The following is a 16,753-nucleotide window of genomic DNA, read 5'->3' as shown; positions in this document are numbered from 1 at the left end:
ATGGAGAGGTTCCAGCTGGGTTTACAGTTTTTCGCTGGTGAGAAGACCGAAAAGGCGACTCCAAAAAAACGTCAGGATTCGAAGAAAAAAGGTCAGGTGGCAAAGAGTCAGGATGTAAATACCTCTGTTAATTTAATTGCCGTGCTTTCAGTGCTACTGCTTATGGGACCGTACATGTATAATCACCTGCTCGGTCTCATGAAAGAATATCTGCAGCATTTTACCTTGCCTGGATTCAGCGAGGAGAATATACAAATTATCATGATTGAGGTTTTAAAGGAGATGGGTCTTATTCTTGGACCGGTTTTTACGGCAGCGATAGTGGCTGGAGTATTGGCTAATGTCATGCAAATCGGTTTTTTGTTTTCGACTGAATCCATTCAGTTCAAACTTGAAAAATTGGATCCCATTAAAGGGTTCAAACGAATTTTTTCAATGAGGGCCATTGTTGAATTATTGAAATCCATTCTTAAAATATCATTTGTTGGTTTTGTTGCCTTTTATGTACTTTGGCAGCGCATGGACGAGATTATGATTTTATCACAGATTTCTGTGGAAGCAGCGATGGCAACATTGGCGGATATTACGATTAAAGTAGGATTTTATGCTGCCATGGCTTTATTGTTCATTGCTCTTTTGGACTATTTGTATCAAAAATATGACTTTGAAAAAAACATCCGGATGTCGAAACAGGATATTAAGGATGAGTATAAAAATTCCGAAGGGGACCCTCTTATCAAATCCAAGATTAAGCAAAAGCAAAGGCAGATGGCCGCTCAAAGAATGATGCAGGAAATTCCCAATGCGGATGTCGTCATCACTAACCCGACGCATTTTGCAATTGCTTTAAAATACGATGAAGATAAGGCAGAGGCTCCGTATGTAGTGGCAAAAGGCGTTGATTTTGTTGCTCAGAAAATTAAATTCATTGCTAAAGAAAACGATGTGATCATGGTGGAAAATCGGCCTTTGGCCAGGTCTTTATATGATCAAGCTGAAATAGGCCAGGCAATACCTGAGGAGTTCTTTAAGGCGGTCGCTGAAATACTGGCCTTTGTATATAAAACCAAAGGTAAACTGTAAAGAAGTAATAGGGTAACCCGTTAGTTAGGAGAGAAAAAACATGCGAGCAAGAGATTTGGTTGTTATATCGAGCGTCATCATGATCGTTGCCATGTTGGTCATTCCATTGCCAACATGGTTGTTAAGTATTTTACTCCTTTTAAATATCTCTCTTGCGCTGCTGGTTCTATTGACTACGATGAATATGAAAGAACCTCTCGAATTTTCAATCTTTCCTTCCTTGCTACTTTTACTGACATTGTTCAGGCTGGGGTTGAATGTTTCGACGACTCGTGCCATTTTGACCTATGGTGATGCTGGAGGAGTTGTAGAAACCTTTGGATCGTTTGTAGTCGGAGGTAACGTGCTTGTAGGATTAGTTGTATTCATCATTTTGGTCATCATCAATTTCATCGTCATCACGAAAGGATCCGAACGGGTCTCGGAGGTAGCGGCAAGGTTTACACTGGATGCGATGCCAGGGAAACAGATGGCCATTGATGCAGATTTAAATGCTGGGATGATCTCCGAAAACGAAGCACGTGCCAGAAGGGAAAAAATTAGTAACGAGGCAGACTTTTATGGATCCATGGATGGAGCGAGTAAGTTTGTTAAAGGGGATGCCATAGCGGGCATCATCATAGTCATCATTAACTTGATTTTCGGTATGATCATTGGCGTCATGCAATTGGACATGAGTTTTGGAGAGTCCGCCGTACATTTTTCCATGTTATCGGTTGGTGACGGAATCGTGAGTCAGGTACCTGCCTTATTGATTTCCACAGCTACGGGAATAGTCGTAACCCGGGCAGCCTCGAATGGAAACCTCGGTGCGGATATTGTTGAACAGTTATTTCAATTTCCTAAAATGCTTTACCTGACAGCAGCGACCATTTTCCTTTTAGGGTTATTCACGCCCATTTCCGACTTATTCACCTTACCGATTGCTGCTTTATTAGTCGTTGGAGGGTATACGATTTCAAGGATACCGCAGCAGGACGAAAGGGAAATGCTAGAAATGGAAGAAGTGCTGGAAACCGATGAAATGAAAAGTCCAGAAAGCGTCGTTAACCTTTTAAGTGTCGACCCGATCGAATTTGAGTTTGGATATGGATTGATTCCGCTTGCGGATGCCAATCAAGGTGGAGACCTACTGGACCGAGTCGTCATGATTCGCAGGCAGCTTGCAATTGAATTGGGGCTTGTGATCCCTGTCGTCAGAATACGTGATAACATTCAGTTGAATCCTAATGAGTATCGGCTGAAAATTAAGGGAAGTGTCATGGCAAAGGGGGAATTGCTCCTTAATCATTTCTTGGCCATGAGTCCCGGGATTGAGGATGATTCAATAGAAGGAATCGATACGATAGAGCCGTCCTTCGGTTTACCCGCCAAATGGATCACGGATGATATGAAAGAACATGCAGAGATAATGGGATATACAGTTGTAGACCCGCCAAGTGTAGTATCCACACACTTGACGGAAGTCATAAAGGCCAATGCACAGGAACTATTGGGCAGGCAGGAAACGAAACAATTGATCGATCATCTCCATGAATCCTCACCTATCCTAGTAGAGGAAGTCACTCCGAATCCGTTGTCTATAGGAGATGTACAAAAGGTATTGGCAAAATTATTGAAGGAAAAAGTTTCTATAAGGAACTTACCGATCATTTTCGAAACACTTGCTGATTATGGCAAGTTATCGACGGACACAGACTTGCTTACTGAGTATGTAAGGCAGAATTTAGCTAGACAGATTACGAATTCTTTTATTACGGATGAAAATAGAATTAAAGTCATAACATTATCGGGCAAAGTGGAAAAGACCATCGCGGATGGTGTACAGCAAACCGAACATGGTAACTTTTTATCATTGGATCCAACTATATCGCAATCCATATTGGAGGCAATTGCAGCCAAATTGGAAGAGTTGACGTTAATGGATCACCAACCGATCTTACTCTGCTCTCCAGCGGTAAGGATGTATGTACGGCAATTAACTGAACGTTATTTTCCCAATGTACCGATTCTTTCATACAATGAACTCGAATCGAATGTAGAAGTACAAAGTGTAGGGGTGGTGAATGTCGATTGAAGGTAAAGAAATATTTGGCACCATCTATGAACGAGGCGATGAAGCGAATAAGGGGTGAACTAGGCAGTGATGCGGTCATCTTAAGTTCAAAGGCTGTATATAATGGTGGTTTCCTAGGTTTATTCAAAAAGAGGAATATTGAAGTGATTGCAGCTATAGACCCGGTTTCCCAGCCTATCCAAATGAAAATCAAACAGAAATCGAAAAAGTTGCCATCGAAACCGGAAGTGGCAAGTTATGCCACTGATACGAATGAAGGTAATAGGGAAAGTGCTGATTTATTAACAGAAATCGAAGGTTTGAAAGATATGATCAAGAGTTTACAAATCTATTCACCTGATAGAAAATATCCAGGAAAACTGCAAAAAATCCACGATTACCTAACAGAGCAGGAAGTGGATATATCACTTCGGTCTCAAATCATGGATGAACTATTTGAGAAATGGTTCGTTTTCAAACAACAATCCACAGATGAAGAGGTTCAAGTTTGGTTGGAAGAAGCCATGTTCGGGATTTTGGAAAAGGTTGAAAACGGAAAACCTGGGCTGCAAAAAAAGTATATTAATATTGTTGGTCCAACAGGTGTGGGAAAGACGACAACCCTTGCAAAAGTAGCTGCGGAAACCATGCTGAAGCATGATAAAAAGGTGGCTTTCATTACGACGGATACGTACAGGATTGCTGCAATAGATCAGCTTAAGACATATGCAAAGATTTTAAACGTTCCAATTGAAGTCGCTTATAATTTGGAAGATTTCAAAAGGGCAACTGAACGTTTCTCCGGTTATGATTATGTTTTTATTGATACGGCCGGGAGAAATTTTCGTAACCCTCAATACGTTAGGGATCTTAATGAAATCATCCATTTTACAGCTGAGATGGAAACCTATTTAGTTTTGTCATTAACCTCTAAACAAAAGGATATGGAAGATATTTATCGACAGTTTGCTACGATACCGATTAAACAGGTCATTTTTACAAAAGCGGACGAAACCTCCACTTTCGGGGCTATATTCAATTTTATACACACTCATGAAGTAGGAGCCGCTTTTATAACAGATGGACAGAATGTGCCAGACGATATTGAAATAGCTACATCATCACAGTTATTGAAAATGACTTTTGGGGCTAAAAAATATGAAAGATCAAGCTGAGAACTTACGAAGACGATTGGAAGCCCGCCAAAATCAATCAATGGCCAGGACGATTGCCGTTTTAAGCGGTAAAGGTGGAGTGGGAAAATCAAACTTTTCTTTGAACTTTTCCATTGCTTTATCCCAAAGGGGGAAAAGGGTCCTGTTGTTCGACATGGATATCGGTATGGGGAATATTGATATTTTGATTGGGGGACAATCTCCTTGCAGTATTATTGATTTCTTTGAAAATGATTATAGTTTGAATGATATCATTACGACCGGACCGGGGAATATTTCAATCATTACAGGTGGAACAGGATTGAAGAATCTCTTTGCGTTTGATGAAGATTCGTATACCCGTTTTAATGAAGAATTCAGTTTGTTGTTGGCTAACTACGATTATATTTTATTTGATATGGGTGCAGGTATCACACAGAATTCTATGAAATTCCTTTTATGTGTGGATGAATGGGTCGTTATCACGACGCCTGAACCTACTTCTATCATGGATGCATACTCCACGATTAAATATATTCATTCCGTAAATAAAGAGATTCCACTGTTCCTTGTTTGCAATAGGGTTTTCACTAGCAAGGATGGCAAAAAAACGATAAATCGTCTCCAAAATGCACTGATGAAATTTTTGGGTCTGGAAACGGTTGCTCTAGGGTTCTTACCAGACGATAGAACAGTATCAAAATCTGTTACCAAACAAATGCCCTTTATCCTTTTCGATTCTGAAGCCGATGTATCCAAAGCTATTTTGGACATTGCATCGAGATATGCGAATCATTCATTTGGGGAAGAATTGACTTTACAAAAAAGCCGTTTTCTCCGAAATATGAAGAGATATTTTCTAGGAAAGTAGGTCTCCTTACATGGGTAAAGTAAAAGTGCTGATAGTGGATGATTCTGCGTTTATGAGAAAGTTAATTTCAGAGTTTTTAGCAGAAGATAGTAGGGTTGAGGTCATCGGGACTGCCAGGAATGGGAGAGATGCCTTAGATAAAATAAAGTCTTTAAAACCCGATGTCGTGACTTTGGATGTGGAAATGCCGGTTATGGACGGATTGGAAGCATTAACCCGGATCATGAATGAATGTCCAACAGCTGTAGTCATGTTGTCAAGCACAACGAAAGAAGGAACGGAAAATACATTTGCTGCCATGAACAATGGGGCCTTTGACTTTGTGGCTAAACCCTCAGGTGCCATTTCATTGGATTTACATAAAATCAAGAAAGAACTCCATGAAAAAGTTATGGCAGCCAGCAGGGCAAATGTTCACAAACTACAAAAAAATGCAATAAATATGGAAAAAAGTCCATTAGTCTGGGGAAAATATAGTAAAATAGATTCAAAAGAATTGATTAAAATTGAAAAAAATGAAAAAACATGGTCCTATGGAAACAGGAAGGTAATAGTCATTGGTACATCTACAGGAGGTCCAAGAGCTCTGCAGACCGTCTTGACGGAACTTCCAGAAGAAATTGATGCGCCCATACTCATTGTCCAGCATATGCCCCCCGGTTTTACAAAATCCTTGGCAACACGCCTGAATTCATTATGCAAGATTAAAGTGAAGGAAGCTGAAGAGGGTGAACTGATCCAAAAAGGTGTCGCCTACATCGCACCTGGAGGTTTTCACTTGAAAGTGAGGAAAATCGGAATGAGCTGGGCAGTCCTTTTGGATCAATCCGAATTGCGTAATGGACATCGCCCGTCAGTTGATGTGCTATTTGAGTCGGTAAGTGAAATGAATGATCTTGCGAAAATAGCCGTTATCATGACCGGGATGGGAATGGATGGGTCGCTGGGGCTTACAAAGCTGAAACAAGAGGGTCCTTTAAAAGCGATAGCCGAATCTCAGGAGACATCAATCGTTTTTGGTATGCCGAAAGCGGCAATCAATACCAATTTAATAGATAGCATAGAGGATGTAGAAAAAATAGCTAAAGCGATAATAAGCTATTTTTAACACGTGGAGGTGGGATTGTATGGATATGAACCAGTATTTAGAGGTATTTATAGAAGAAAGTAAAGAACATTTGCAAATGTGCAGCGAACAGATGCTGGTACTCGAAAAGAACCCGGGAGACCTCTCGATTGTCAACGAAATCTTTCGTTCCGCCCATACCCTAAAAGGGATGTCGGCAACAATGGGGTATGATGACTTAGCCAATCTAACCCATAAGATGGAGAATGTTTTGGATGCGATCCGAAACAGTCAAATCATTCTTACGCCTGAATTGTTCGATGTGTTATTTTTAGCTGTTGATGATTTAGAGGCGATGGTCATGTCCATTGCTGAAGGTGGAGATGGAAAAAGAAATGTGAAGAGTATTGTCCACCAGCTGGAATTGATTGAAAAAGGGGAGTCACCCGTGTCTACCTCCATTGCAGAAGTTGCAGCTTCTGTCGCTCTTGAAAAGGAGGAAATGATTGCGGGAGAGTACGATGAATTTGAATGGACAGTACTTCAGCAGTCCTATGATCAAGGCTTCAATAGCTTTGAAATTTCGATAGGTTTGCGTGAGGACTGTCTTTTAAAAGCTGCTCGGGTTTTTATGGTATTTGAGGTGCTTGAAAAATCAGGTGAAGTAATCAAGTCACACCCACCCGTAGAACTTTTGGAAGAAGAACAGTTCGATCAGCAATTTACTGTCACCATGGTAACAACAGAATCGAGTGAAGTGATAAAGAAAAAAATCATGAAGGTTTCTGAAGTGGATCACGTTGTTATAAATACCCTTGACCTTGAAGGCTTGCGACATGCTGCCAATGTTAAAGTGGATAAAGTTGCTGAAGTTCAGGAACAAGAGACTAATCATGCAGTGCTTCCAACTGATATTAATGAGAAGAAAAAACAGTCACCCGCTAAGCCGGCATCAAGCAAGACCATTCGAGTGAACATTGAGCGGCTTGATATACTAATGAACTTATTCGAGGAACTTGTAATCGATAGAGGCAGACTTGATCAAATTTCAAGTGATTTGGATAATCAGGAATTGCATGAAACAGTCGAAAGAATGTCCCGTATAACCAGTGATTTACAAACAATCGTATTGAATATGCGGATGGTGCCAGTGGAAACGGTATTCAATCGTTTTCCTAAAATGGTTCGTCAATTAGCAAGGGATTTAAACAAGAAAGTCGATTTGGAAATCAGCGGAGCTGAAACGGAACTTGATCGTACAGTCATTGATGAAATCGGTGATCCTCTCGTCCATTTATTAAGGAACGCCATGGATCATGGGATTGAAACACCTGAAGAACGTCTGGCAAAAGGAAAGGTTGAAGAAGGTAAAATCCTTTTAAAAGCATATCACAGCGGCAATCATGTTTTCATTGAAATCGATGATGACGGTGCAGGCATCAATAAAGAGCGGGTCTTGAACAAGGCACTATCCAATGGGATCTTAACTAAGGAAACTGCCGTCACCCTCTCGGATAAGCAAATCTATGAATTGATATTCGCTTCGGGTTTCTCAACAGCGGAAACCATATCGGATGTTTCAGGGCGCGGTGTGGGGCTGGATGTAGTTAAAAATACTATTGAGTCTCTCGGTGGAACTGTCACGATCGATTCCAAGGAGAATGAAGGTTCCATCTTCCTTATTCAGCTTCCGCTTACATTGTCCATTATTTCTGTCATGCTGGTTGCAATCCAAAATGAAAAATATGCGATACCGCTTTCTTCTATTATAGAAACTGCGATCATAAAAAAAGAAGATATCATGAATGCCCATAATCAACAAGTTATTGACTTTAGGGGGAAAGTTCTACCACTTCTGTTCCTGAAAGATATATTTGAAGTGCCTTTCGGCCAGGAAGATGAAGAGTTCCTCTCTGTGGTCATTGTAAGAAAAGGCGATAAATTAGCGGGATTGGTCGTTGATTCATTTATCGGGCAGCTGGAAATCGTATTGAAATCACTAGGTAATTATTTAACAACTGCATTTGCAATATCGGGGGCAACGATTCTTGGTGATGGCCAAGTTGCCTTAATCATAGATTGCAACACATTGATTCATTGAATGATAGATAAATAGGGCAGGGTGATGGGAAGTTGGTTCATAATTTCGAATTTAGGTTTGCTTTAGGAGTAACCTGTCATCATGAGTTTTTTTAGAGGAGGGGAATGAGATGTCGCAGGATATGAAAGTAATCGTATTTCAAATTAAGGATAAAGAATATGCCATTCCAGTGGATAAGGTAAGCGGTATCGAAAAGCTTCTTCATATTACCAGAGTTCCAAAGGCTGCACTGTTTGTTAAGGGAGTCATAAATTTAAGGGGTGTAATCACTCCAATTATTGATTTACGGGTCCGTTTTGGTTTCGAAGAGGTGGAATACGATGGTTCAACACGGATCATCATTGTCATTCTGGATGATATGGAAGTGGGATTAATAGTGGACTCTGCCAATGATGTTTTGGATATTCCAGTGGATAGTATCGAGCCGCAGCCTGAAGTTGTGGGACATGTGGCTTCAGAATACATTAGCGGGGTGGCTAAAATTGAAAAGCGTCTGCTCGTCCTAATTAATTTGGAAAAGGCTTTGAGTCTAGAATTGACTGAAAATATATTAAGAGAAGGATAATCATATGTCGTTCATTGAAAAAATCAATCCTCTTCAACTCGATATTTTGAAGGAAATTGGCAATATAGGTGCAGGGAACGCAGCAACGGCGCTTTCTGCCATCCTAAATAGGAAAATTGATATGAATGTTCCTAATGTCCAAATCGTTTCCTTTGATGAAATGATGGTAATGGCCGGCGGGGCCGATCACGTGGTTGCCAGTGTTTTCCTTAGAATAGAAGGTGATGCTTCTGGGAGTATGTTTTTTGTCCTATCGCTTCCAGTAGCTGAATACTTGATTCGTCAGCTGACTGGTGTTGAAACCTTTTTGATAGATTCCACACCTTATAATGAATTGGCACTCTCCTGCCTTCAGGAATTAGGGAATATTTTATCGGGATCCTATCTCTCATCACTCTCTGATTTCACCCGATTGAATTTCTATCCATCCGTTCCTTCATTGAGTATCGATATGGTAGGGGCATCGATCAGTTATGGATTATTGGGATTATCTCAAGTAAGTGACGCAGCCATTGTCATTGATACTGTACTTGAAAAAGACCAGCTATTTGCTGAATCCATTAAGGGTCATTTCTTTCTCTTACCCGATCCCGATTTTTTTGATATCATTTTTTCCGCTTTAGGAGTGTCGCCTAATGACTGAACTGTTAAAGGTCAAGGTTATTAAGGTTGGAATAGCGGATATGAATATTATAAAAACTCCCTATTCGATTCGTACTTCTGGGTTAGGGTCGTGTGTTGGTGTTGTGATTTATGATGAAAAAAAAGAAATTGGAGGTTTGGCCCACATCATGCTGCCTAACTCTTCACTTGCTAAATCGGGACAGATAAACGTTGCCAAATTTGCAGATACGGCGATAAAGGAATTAGTGCAGCTATTAGTACAAGAAGGCGCGAGAATGCCATTCCTAAAAGCGAAGTTGGCTGGCGGTGCGCAAATGTTTCAATTTGCCTCCGGAGGGGATTTAATGAGAATAGGACCCCGGAATGTTGAAGCTGTCCGGAAAGAGTTATCTGACTTGCACATTCGAGTCATTGCCGAAGATGTAGGCGGGAATTTCGGGAGAACGATCGAATTTAATTTGAAAGATTGTTTGCTAAATATACGGACCGTTACTAAAGGGACAAAAAACATATAGGAACGTATCAGGCTTTTCTTAAAAAAGAACAGCCAAAACTCTGACAGTTACACTGCAATCGAATTATTGTTTCTTTTATGGCCTTTAAGGGCCGTTTTGATCACAAGACGTATACAATGTTAGGAGGATGTCCAATGTCTCATCTTACCATCGAAGAAGAGCAGTTATGTTGGAAAAATTGGGTTGGTTGCAGAGATCCGCTGGCCGGGGACATTTTGGTTAAGAAATACATCCCACTCGTATCGTATCATGTTCAACGCATTTCAGTGAGTCTTCCTAAAAATGTGAGCCGAGATGATATAAGGAGTTTAGGGATGATGGGGTTATTCGATGCCCTGGAACGTTTTGATACGAAGCGTGACCTGAAGTTTGATACATATGCCTCATTTAGAATTCGTGGTGCTATTTTAGATGGATTAAGAAAAGAGGATTGGCTTCCACGGAGTGCAAGAGATAAAGCCAAGAAAATTGAATCTGCAATAGAAAAGCTAGAGCAGCAATACATGAGGAACCTTTCTCCAAACGAGATTGCAGCTGAATTGAATATCCCGGAAGAGGAAGTATATGCTGCATTAAATGAGAATTTCTTTGCCAATGTATTATCAATGGATGAAAATCCCCAAGAACAAGACGATAAAGAAAGCACGAATTTTCATATTAAAGATGAAAAAGCGGATTTACCTGAGGAACATGTGTTAAGGGAAGAACTATATGTGGAATTAGCCCAAGTCATAGAAACCCTTAATGAAAAGGAACAGTTGGTTTTACAGCTTTTTTATAAAGAGGAACTAACATTGACCGAAATTGGACAAGTAGTGAGTCTATCTACGTCCCGGATTTCCCAGATTCACTCGAAAGCGATATATAAATTAAGAAACGCGATGAATGATCAAAAGTTTTAATCATGATATCAGTTTGAAAATGGGTATTGTTTCAGGGGATGCATCCCGTTGATCGGAAAAATTCGATTTAACGAAGACATGCCTCCTAATGTTAAGACCAGATTGAAAGAATTCAGAGACACCCGCATCAATAATCCATTCGAAATCACTGAATGATTGAACTAGAAGTGCAGTTCAAATTCATTCTCATCCTTACTTCCAGTGTAATGTGATTTTGGAATTTTTCTTATGGTAATCCAATGAAAACACACTTTCGCTCGGTTTTGTTCGATTATTTGAAATGAAAAAGGGTTTTCAAAGGAAGTTGGGTAGCCTATGAGCTTAAAACCGATTGATATGTACTTCCACGAATCCAGGATGCGAAAGCATCCACGCCCATTTTCATGAAAAAGAAGGAAATGCAGACAGGCGCCAGTCTCCAAAAAAATATAAACAAAAAGTAATCAAGAAAAAAACAACAGTGAAAGAAGATCCCCAACCGAGGGTTGAATATTCCGGTTAATTAGGAGGCAACATGTCAGTGTTTTTTATGTTTTTGTTGTTTGTATTAAATATATTCACCATTTTTGCCATCATCGTTTTATATCTTCGACAAAATCGTTTAAGTCAGCTGGAAAAAGATCAAAAGGCAATCATTGGTGAAATGGAACAACTTATGTCTGGTTATTTGATGGAAATGAAAGAGGACAACGAGACATTGGTAAAGGCATTCACCAATTCGGTTGCAATGAATCACGAGTATGGACAAAAAAGTCAAGAACATGGTTCAATAAAAGAAACCATGGAAGATAAAGAAGTAAAACAACAGCAAAACATGCTGCAAGCGTTTAAAGAGGGAAGTCGTACCGCCTCTAAAAAGCAGGCGATCACCGCCTACAAAATAATGCCTGAAGAACATGGTGACAATACTTTACCCGTAAAAGTTGAAGACAAATTAGAGCTTTCATCTGCAGCCACTTCCCTTCCAAACGAAGGGAAACGGACTGGTAAAGAATTTTCGGACATGTTACAGGCCTCGGTAAATGCGCGAACATTAAATGAACAAGTGGATATGTTAGCGGATCAAGGTCATTCAATTGAAGAAATCGCCAAAAATTTAGGTCGCGGTCAAACGGAAATAGAGCTATTATTAAAGTTTCGCATGAATAGATAAATATTTCTTGATTGAGCAGAATCATTATGGTATATTATGAAATGGTGTTAATACACACGCCCCGTGATTCTTGCAGATGGTGCTGTTTCGACAGTTTCTGTATGAAAATGATCGGTGCGGAGGAAAAACAAAACCATTTAGGAGGAAATAAAATGTCAGTCATTTCTATGAAACAATTGCTTGAAGCTGGTGTGCATTTCGGACACCAAACACGTCGCTGGAACCCGAAAATGAAGAAATATATCTTCACTGAGCGTAACGGCATCTACATCATCGACCTTCAAAAAACAGTTAAAAAGGTTGAAGAAGCTTATAACTTCGTGAAAGAACTAGCTGCTAACGGTGGAACTGTTCTTTTCGTTGGTACTAAAAAACAAGCTCAAGAATCTGTTAAAGAAGAAGCTATCCGTTCTGGTATGTACTATGTAAACCAACGCTGGTTAGGTGGAACTTTAACAAACTTTGAAACAATCCAAAAACGTATTTCTCGTCTTAAAGATATCGAAAAAATGGAAGCAAACGGAACTTTCGAAGTCCTTCCTAAAAAAGAAGTTATCCAACTTAAAAAAGAATGGGATCGCTTAGAGAAATTCTTAGGCGGAATTAAAGATATGAAGACTCTTCCAGATGCGATCTTCGTTATCGACCCTCGCAAAGAGCGTATTGCTGTTGCGGAAGCACACAAATTACACATTCCACTTGTTGGTATCGTTGATACAAACTGTGATCCGGATGAAATCGATGTAGTCATTCCTGCGAATGACGATGCAATCCGTGCTGTTAAATTATTAACAGGTAAAATGGCAGATGCTATCTTAGAAGCTAAACAAGGCGAAGAAACAGCAACTGAAACAACTACTGCTTAATAAGTAAAAAAGGTTGCTTATTCAGTAAGAAAAAAAGGTGATAAGAGGATAATGCCTTTTATCCCTTTTTTTTGCACTAAATAAGCATACATAAATCACTGTACGGAATGTTCTTTTTAAAGGTATGGTCGATTTTCAAGGTTAGAAAGTCATCAGGTATTGAGTTCAGTAAAATTGACTGAATAAGTGGATGGTTTTTCTGGAATATTGCCAAGGCTCGTAATTATTCTTTGATGATAACAAGTATTTTTTGGCAATAATGGGTAAAGATTGAATAAACTGCATTTAATTTGAGGAGGATATATATTATGGCAATCACTGCACAATTAGTTAAAGAATTGCGTGAAAAAACTGGTGCTGGTATGATGGACTGTAAAAAGGCACTTGTACAAACAGAAGGCGATATGGAAAAAGCAATCGATTTCCTACGTGAAAAAGGAATTGCAAAAGCTGCTAATAAAGGCGACCGTATTGCTGCTGAAGGTTTAACTTCTATCGTTGTAGAAGGAAACCAAGCGGTTATTCTTGAAGTGAACTCAGAAACTGATTTCGTTGCTAAAAACGAAGGCTTCCAAGCACTTGTTAAAGAATTGGCTGCATTCCTTCTTGCTAACAAACCTGAAAGCGTTGAAGTTGCTCTTGAGCAAACAATGGAAAATGGTGCAAAAGTTGCAGATCATATTAATGCTGCAGTTGCTAAAATCGGGGAAAAATTAACTCTTCGCCGCTTCCAAGTCGTTACTAAAACAGATAACGACGCATTTGGTGCATACCTTCACATGGGTGGACGTATAAGCGTACTATCAGTTCTTGAAGGTACAACTGACGAAGATGCAGCTAAAGGCGTTTCAATGCATATCGCTGCAATTAACCCAAAATATATCTCTCGCGACCAAGTCGATGCTAGCGAATTAGATCGCGAACGCGAAGTTCTTACTCAACAAGCGCTTAACGAAGGCAAGCCGGAAAAAATCGTTGCAAAAATGGTTGAAGGCCGTATCAATAAATTCTACGAAGAAATCTGTGTGAACGAACAAGCTTTCGTTAAAAACCCAGATCAAAAAGTGGGACAATTCGTAGAATCAAAAGGCGGAAAAATCCAATCATTCGTTCGTTATGAAGTAGGGGAAGGTCTTGAAAAACGTCAAGAAAACTTTGCTGAAGAAGTAATGAACCAAGTTAAAAAAGACTAATTGTCAGATAATTAATAATAGGGAACACTCTGGTGTTCCCTATTTTTTGAAATGTCATGAATTTTTGGTAGTATTGCAAGAAAGCATGATGAACGAACGAAAAGATTACATAGTTGGAGGTTCTCATGAGTAACGCTAAATATAAACGTGTCGTTCTAAAACTAAGTGGCGAAGCATTAGCCGGTGAAGAAGGATTTGGAATTAACCCTGCAGTAATTAAATCTATTGCTGAACAAGTCAAGGAAGTGGCTGAGCTTGATGTGGAAGTGGCTGTTGTTGTCGGCGGCGGAAACATTTGGCGCGGGAAAATAGGCAGTGAAATGGGTATGGATCGTGCTAATGCCGATTATATGGGTATGCTTGCTACAGTCATGAACTCATTGGCATTACAAGACAGCCTAGATCAGCTTGGAATTGAAACGCGCGTTCAAACTTCCATTGAGATGAGACAAGTTGCAGAACCATATATCAGACGCCGTGCAATCAGGCATCTAGAGAAAAAAAGAGTGGTGATTTTTGCAGCTGGTACAGGTAATCCATACTTTTCAACGGATACCACTGCCGCCCTGCGCGCTGCTGAAATTGAAGCTGATGTCATCTTGATGGCGAAAAATAATGTGGATGGCGTTTACAATGCAGATCCGGTTAAGGACAAAAATGCAGTGAAGTATGATGAACTTTCCTATCTTGATGTAATTAAAGAAGGATTGGAAGTAATGGATTCGACTGCGTCCTCATTATGCATGGACAATGATATACCATTGATTGTCTTCTCGATTATGGAAAAAGGTAATATTAAACGAGCCGTTCTAGGCGAAACGCTTGGAACTATTGTAAGGGGGAAATAAAAGATGCCGAAACAAGTTATTTCGAATGCGAAAACGAAAATGGAAAAAGCCATTGGAGCGTACACACGTGAATTAGCCAGCATCCGTGCCGGAAGGGCAAATGCCTCATTGCTTGATAGAATCTCGATTGATTATTATGGTTCGCCGACACCAGTTAATCAGGTGGCTGGTATTTCTGTCCCGGAAGCAAGACTTTTGGTCATTCAACCATATGATAAGACGGTATTGGGTGAAATTGAAAAGGCGATTTTGAAATCGGATTTAGGCTTAAATCCTTCTAATGATGGATCGATCATCAGGATAGCCATCCCGGCTTTAACTGAAGAACGCAGAAAAGAGCTTGTGAAAGTTGTCAAAAAAGAAGCGGAAGAAGCAAAAATAGCTGTCCGTAATGTGCGTCGCGATGCTAATGATGATTTGAAAAAGCTTGAAAAAAATGGTGAAATCACTGAAGATGATTTACGTGGCTATGCTGATGACATCCAAAAGATGACAGATGGCAATATCACGAAAATCGATGAGATTACAAAAGATAAAGAAAAAGAAATTTTGGAAGTATAATTGCCATTTAAGAATTTTTAAAATAAAGAGGGCCGAATCCATACAGGGTCATGTCTTGGTTCTAACATATAGGTGTGCTTAAAAGAGAAAACTGTTATAATAAGGTTTCTCCGATAATGATTACTCCTTGAGTTAGTATGTTGCATGCAAACGTTGGAGGTGGTCCTTTTTTTGCATTTTTCATTGTAATCATAACCGGTTTTAGAATAAAAGAAGTAATGATTTCTCCCTTTCTAGCTTCTAATGAAGAAATAATTTTCATAATAATAATATGAGAACGAGTTTTTTTTTGATATTATAATATAGATTCTTTTTAAGCGGCAGAAAGCTTGATATACATAGTGCACGAAAACTTTGCCTTTGTAGAGAGATAAGTACAACCTGATGGGGGACTAACATATGTATTCACTTTGGAAGCGTTTCGTTAATAAAGATGCTTCTTCCGATGTAACAAATAGGATTCAGCATATTAAACAGTTTGATGTTCCTCAGCATATCGCCATCATAATGGATGGAAACGGCCGTTGGGCCAAAAAGCGTGCATTGCCACGTGTGGCGGGTCATCATGAAGGAATGAAAACCGTTCGTAAAATTACGAAAGTTGCCAATAAATTAGGGGTCAAAACTTTGACAGTCTATGCGTTTTCCACTGAAAACTGGAAACGTCCGAAAAGTGAAGTCGACTTTTTGATGAAGCTTCCCCAGGAATTTCTTGGGACATTTTTACCTGAGCTCATTTCCGAAAATGTAAGAGTTGAAACGATCGGGGACATATCACTCATTCCTGCACATACTCAAAATGCCGTTAAACGGGCAATGGAAGATACGAAGGATAATGATGGGATGATTCTGAATTTTGCCCTTAACTATGGAAGCCGTGGGGAGATTGTATCTGCAGTGAATAGCATCATTCAAGATGCTAAGAATGGTATAGTAAAGGAAAATGTAACTGAGGAAATGCTATCCAGTTATCTGATGACCAAACATTTGTCGGATCCGGATTTACTGATCCGTACAAGCGGTGAAATCCGTTTAAGTAATTTCATGCTTTGGCAGGCGGCTTATACTGAGCTTTGGTTTACAGAGGTGCTATGGCCAGATTTTAGTGAAGAGCATTTATTGCAGGCAGTTGAGGAGTATCAAAAGCGTTCACGAAGATTCGGTGGCGTTTAATGTAGAAGGCGAGGAAAATGGA

Annotated in this window: 17 protein-coding genes; 16 read left to right on the top strand and 1 reads right to left on the bottom strand. The window is 39.7% G+C overall.

From position 1 onward, the window contains the following. The 15 genes from flhB to frr all read left to right on the top strand — a co-directional run bounded on the left by flhB (position 1) and on the right by frr (position 15,558). Positions 1-1,083: a flagellar biosynthesis protein FlhB gene (gene flhB, locus QUF94_RS18605; protein WP_289317148.1), complete on the top strand. Its 1,083-nt coding sequence runs from the start codon at positions 1-3 to the stop codon at positions 1,081-1,083. Between the two features lie 40 nt (positions 1,084-1,123). Next, complete coding sequence (gene flhA / locus QUF94_RS18600; RefSeq protein WP_289317147.1) at positions 1,124-3,160, top strand: flagellar biosynthesis protein FlhA; 2,037 nt, start codon at positions 1,124-1,126, stop codon at positions 3,158-3,160. Then, positions 3,157-4,314: a flagellar biosynthesis GTPase FlhF gene (gene flhF, locus QUF94_RS18595; protein ID WP_289317146.1), complete on the top strand. Its 1,158-nt coding sequence runs from the start codon at positions 3,157-3,159 to the stop codon at positions 4,312-4,314. Before flhA ends, flhF begins: the two co-directional genes overlap by 4 nt. Continuing rightward, a complete protein-coding gene (locus QUF94_RS18590) occupies positions 4,298-5,164 on the top strand; it encodes a MinD/ParA family protein (RefSeq protein WP_289317145.1) in 867 nt (288 codons plus the stop codon). The genes flhF and QUF94_RS18590 overlap by 17 nt, the downstream gene beginning before the upstream one ends. 10 nt (positions 5,165-5,174) lie before the next feature. Continuing rightward, positions 5,175-6,272: a protein-glutamate methylesterase/protein-glutamine glutaminase gene (locus QUF94_RS18585; RefSeq protein ID WP_289317144.1), complete on the top strand. Its 1,098-nt coding sequence runs from the start codon at positions 5,175-5,177 to the stop codon at positions 6,270-6,272. A gap of 19 nt (positions 6,273-6,291) precedes the next feature. After that, positions 6,292-8,331 carry a chemotaxis protein CheA gene (locus QUF94_RS18580; RefSeq protein ID WP_289317143.1) on the top strand — a complete coding sequence of 680 codons (2,040 nt, stop codon included), beginning with the start codon at positions 6,292-6,294 and terminating at the stop codon, positions 8,329-8,331. A gap of 109 nt (positions 8,332-8,440) precedes the next feature. After that, positions 8,441-8,896 carry a chemotaxis protein CheW gene (locus tag QUF94_RS18575; RefSeq protein WP_289317142.1) on the top strand — a complete coding sequence of 152 codons (456 nt, stop codon included), beginning with the start codon at positions 8,441-8,443 and terminating at the stop codon, positions 8,894-8,896. A 4-nt stretch (positions 8,897-8,900) separates the two neighbouring features. Beyond that, positions 8,901-9,539: a chemotaxis protein CheC gene (locus QUF94_RS18570; RefSeq protein WP_289317141.1), complete on the top strand. Its 639-nt coding sequence runs from the start codon at positions 8,901-8,903 to the stop codon at positions 9,537-9,539. After that, complete coding sequence (locus QUF94_RS18565; RefSeq protein WP_289317140.1) at positions 9,532-10,035, top strand: chemotaxis protein CheD; 504 nt, start codon at positions 9,532-9,534, stop codon at positions 10,033-10,035. Before QUF94_RS18570 ends, QUF94_RS18565 begins: the two co-directional genes overlap by 8 nt. Before the next feature lie 134 nt (positions 10,036-10,169). Continuing rightward, complete coding sequence (locus QUF94_RS18560; RefSeq protein WP_289317139.1) at positions 10,170-10,937, top strand: FliA/WhiG family RNA polymerase sigma factor; 768 nt, start codon at positions 10,170-10,172, stop codon at positions 10,935-10,937. Positions 10,938-11,451: 514 nt separating this feature from the next. Further along, positions 11,452-12,090, top strand: a complete 639-nt coding sequence (locus QUF94_RS18555) for a hypothetical protein (protein ID WP_289317138.1) — start codon at positions 11,452-11,454, stop codon at positions 12,088-12,090. A gap of 152 nt (positions 12,091-12,242) precedes the next feature. Continuing rightward, positions 12,243-12,956 (top strand): 30S ribosomal protein S2, encoded by a 714-nt coding sequence (gene rpsB / locus QUF94_RS18550; RefSeq protein WP_289318433.1) that lies wholly within the window; start codon positions 12,243-12,245, stop codon positions 12,954-12,956. A 308-nt stretch (positions 12,957-13,264) separates the two neighbouring features. Continuing rightward, entirely contained in the window at positions 13,265-14,149 is an 885-nt protein-coding gene (gene tsf / locus QUF94_RS18545; protein ID WP_289317137.1) for a translation elongation factor Ts, read from the top strand. Between the two features lie 125 nt (positions 14,150-14,274). Then, entirely contained in the window at positions 14,275-14,997 is a 723-nt protein-coding gene (pyrH, locus tag QUF94_RS18540; protein ID WP_057913387.1) for a UMP kinase, read from the top strand. Positions 14,998-15,000: 3 nt separating this feature from the next. Further along, positions 15,001-15,558, top strand: coding sequence for a ribosome recycling factor (gene frr, locus QUF94_RS18535; RefSeq protein ID WP_289317136.1), 558 nt, complete (start codon positions 15,001-15,003; stop codon positions 15,556-15,558). A 94-nt stretch (positions 15,559-15,652) separates the two neighbouring features. Here the strand turns inward: frr and QUF94_RS18530 are convergent, their stop codons facing one another. Then, complete coding sequence (locus QUF94_RS18530; protein WP_289317135.1) at positions 15,653-15,820, bottom strand: hypothetical protein; 168 nt, start codon at positions 15,818-15,820, stop codon at positions 15,653-15,655. A 137-nt stretch (positions 15,821-15,957) separates the two neighbouring features. On the opposite strand from QUF94_RS18530, the gene QUF94_RS18525 reads away from it, so the two are divergent. Next, on the top strand, positions 15,958-16,731 hold the full coding sequence (locus tag QUF94_RS18525; protein WP_289317134.1) for an undecaprenyl pyrophosphate synthase: 774 nt from the start codon (positions 15,958-15,960) through the stop codon (positions 16,729-16,731). Positions 16,732-16,753 lie beyond the last annotated feature (22 nt).

Source organism: Peribacillus sp. NJ4 (genome assembly GCF_030348345.1).
In the GTDB taxonomy this organism is placed as follows: Bacteria; Bacillota; Bacilli; order Bacillales; family DSM-1321; genus Peribacillus.
The sequence above is the reverse complement of the archived record's forward strand: the minus strand, read 5'-3'. Positions and strand labels throughout refer to the sequence as shown.

What these genes read in the sequence shown, in the direction of transcription:
- flhB (WP_289317148.1), top strand. Translation starts at nt 1, where the DNA reads ATGGAGAGGTTCCAGCTGGGTTTACAGTTTTTCGCTGGTGAGAAGACC.
- flhA (WP_289317147.1), top strand. Translation starts at nt 1,124, where the DNA reads ATGCGAGCAAGAGATTTGGTTGTTATATCGAGCGTCATCATGATCGTT.
- QUF94_RS18590 (WP_289317145.1), top strand. Translation starts at nt 4,298, where the DNA reads ATGAAAGATCAAGCTGAGAACTTACGAAGACGATTGGAAGCCCGCCAA.
- QUF94_RS18585 (WP_289317144.1), top strand. Translation starts at nt 5,175, where the DNA reads ATGGGTAAAGTAAAAGTGCTGATAGTGGATGATTCTGCGTTTATGAGA.
- QUF94_RS18580 (WP_289317143.1), top strand. Translation starts at nt 6,292, where the DNA reads ATGGATATGAACCAGTATTTAGAGGTATTTATAGAAGAAAGTAAAGAA.
- QUF94_RS18575 (WP_289317142.1), top strand. Translation starts at nt 8,441, where the DNA reads ATGTCGCAGGATATGAAAGTAATCGTATTTCAAATTAAGGATAAAGAA.
- QUF94_RS18570 (WP_289317141.1), top strand. Translation starts at nt 8,901, where the DNA reads ATGTCGTTCATTGAAAAAATCAATCCTCTTCAACTCGATATTTTGAAG.
- QUF94_RS18565 (WP_289317140.1), top strand. Translation starts at nt 9,532, where the DNA reads ATGACTGAACTGTTAAAGGTCAAGGTTATTAAGGTTGGAATAGCGGAT.
- QUF94_RS18560 (WP_289317139.1), top strand. Translation starts at nt 10,170, where the DNA reads ATGTCTCATCTTACCATCGAAGAAGAGCAGTTATGTTGGAAAAATTGG.
- QUF94_RS18555 (WP_289317138.1), top strand. Translation starts at nt 11,452, where the DNA reads ATGTCAGTGTTTTTTATGTTTTTGTTGTTTGTATTAAATATATTCACC.
- rpsB (WP_289318433.1), top strand. Translation starts at nt 12,243, where the DNA reads ATGTCAGTCATTTCTATGAAACAATTGCTTGAAGCTGGTGTGCATTTC.
- tsf (WP_289317137.1), top strand. Translation starts at nt 13,265, where the DNA reads ATGGCAATCACTGCACAATTAGTTAAAGAATTGCGTGAAAAAACTGGT.
- pyrH (WP_057913387.1), top strand. Translation starts at nt 14,275, where the DNA reads ATGAGTAACGCTAAATATAAACGTGTCGTTCTAAAACTAAGTGGCGAA.
- frr (WP_289317136.1), top strand. Translation starts at nt 15,001, where the DNA reads ATGCCGAAACAAGTTATTTCGAATGCGAAAACGAAAATGGAAAAAGCC.
- QUF94_RS18530 (WP_289317135.1), bottom strand. Translation starts at nt 15,820, where the DNA reads ATGAAAATTATTTCTTCATTAGAAGCTAGAAAGGGAGAAATCATTACT.
- QUF94_RS18525 (WP_289317134.1), top strand. Translation starts at nt 15,958, where the DNA reads ATGTATTCACTTTGGAAGCGTTTCGTTAATAAAGATGCTTCTTCCGAT.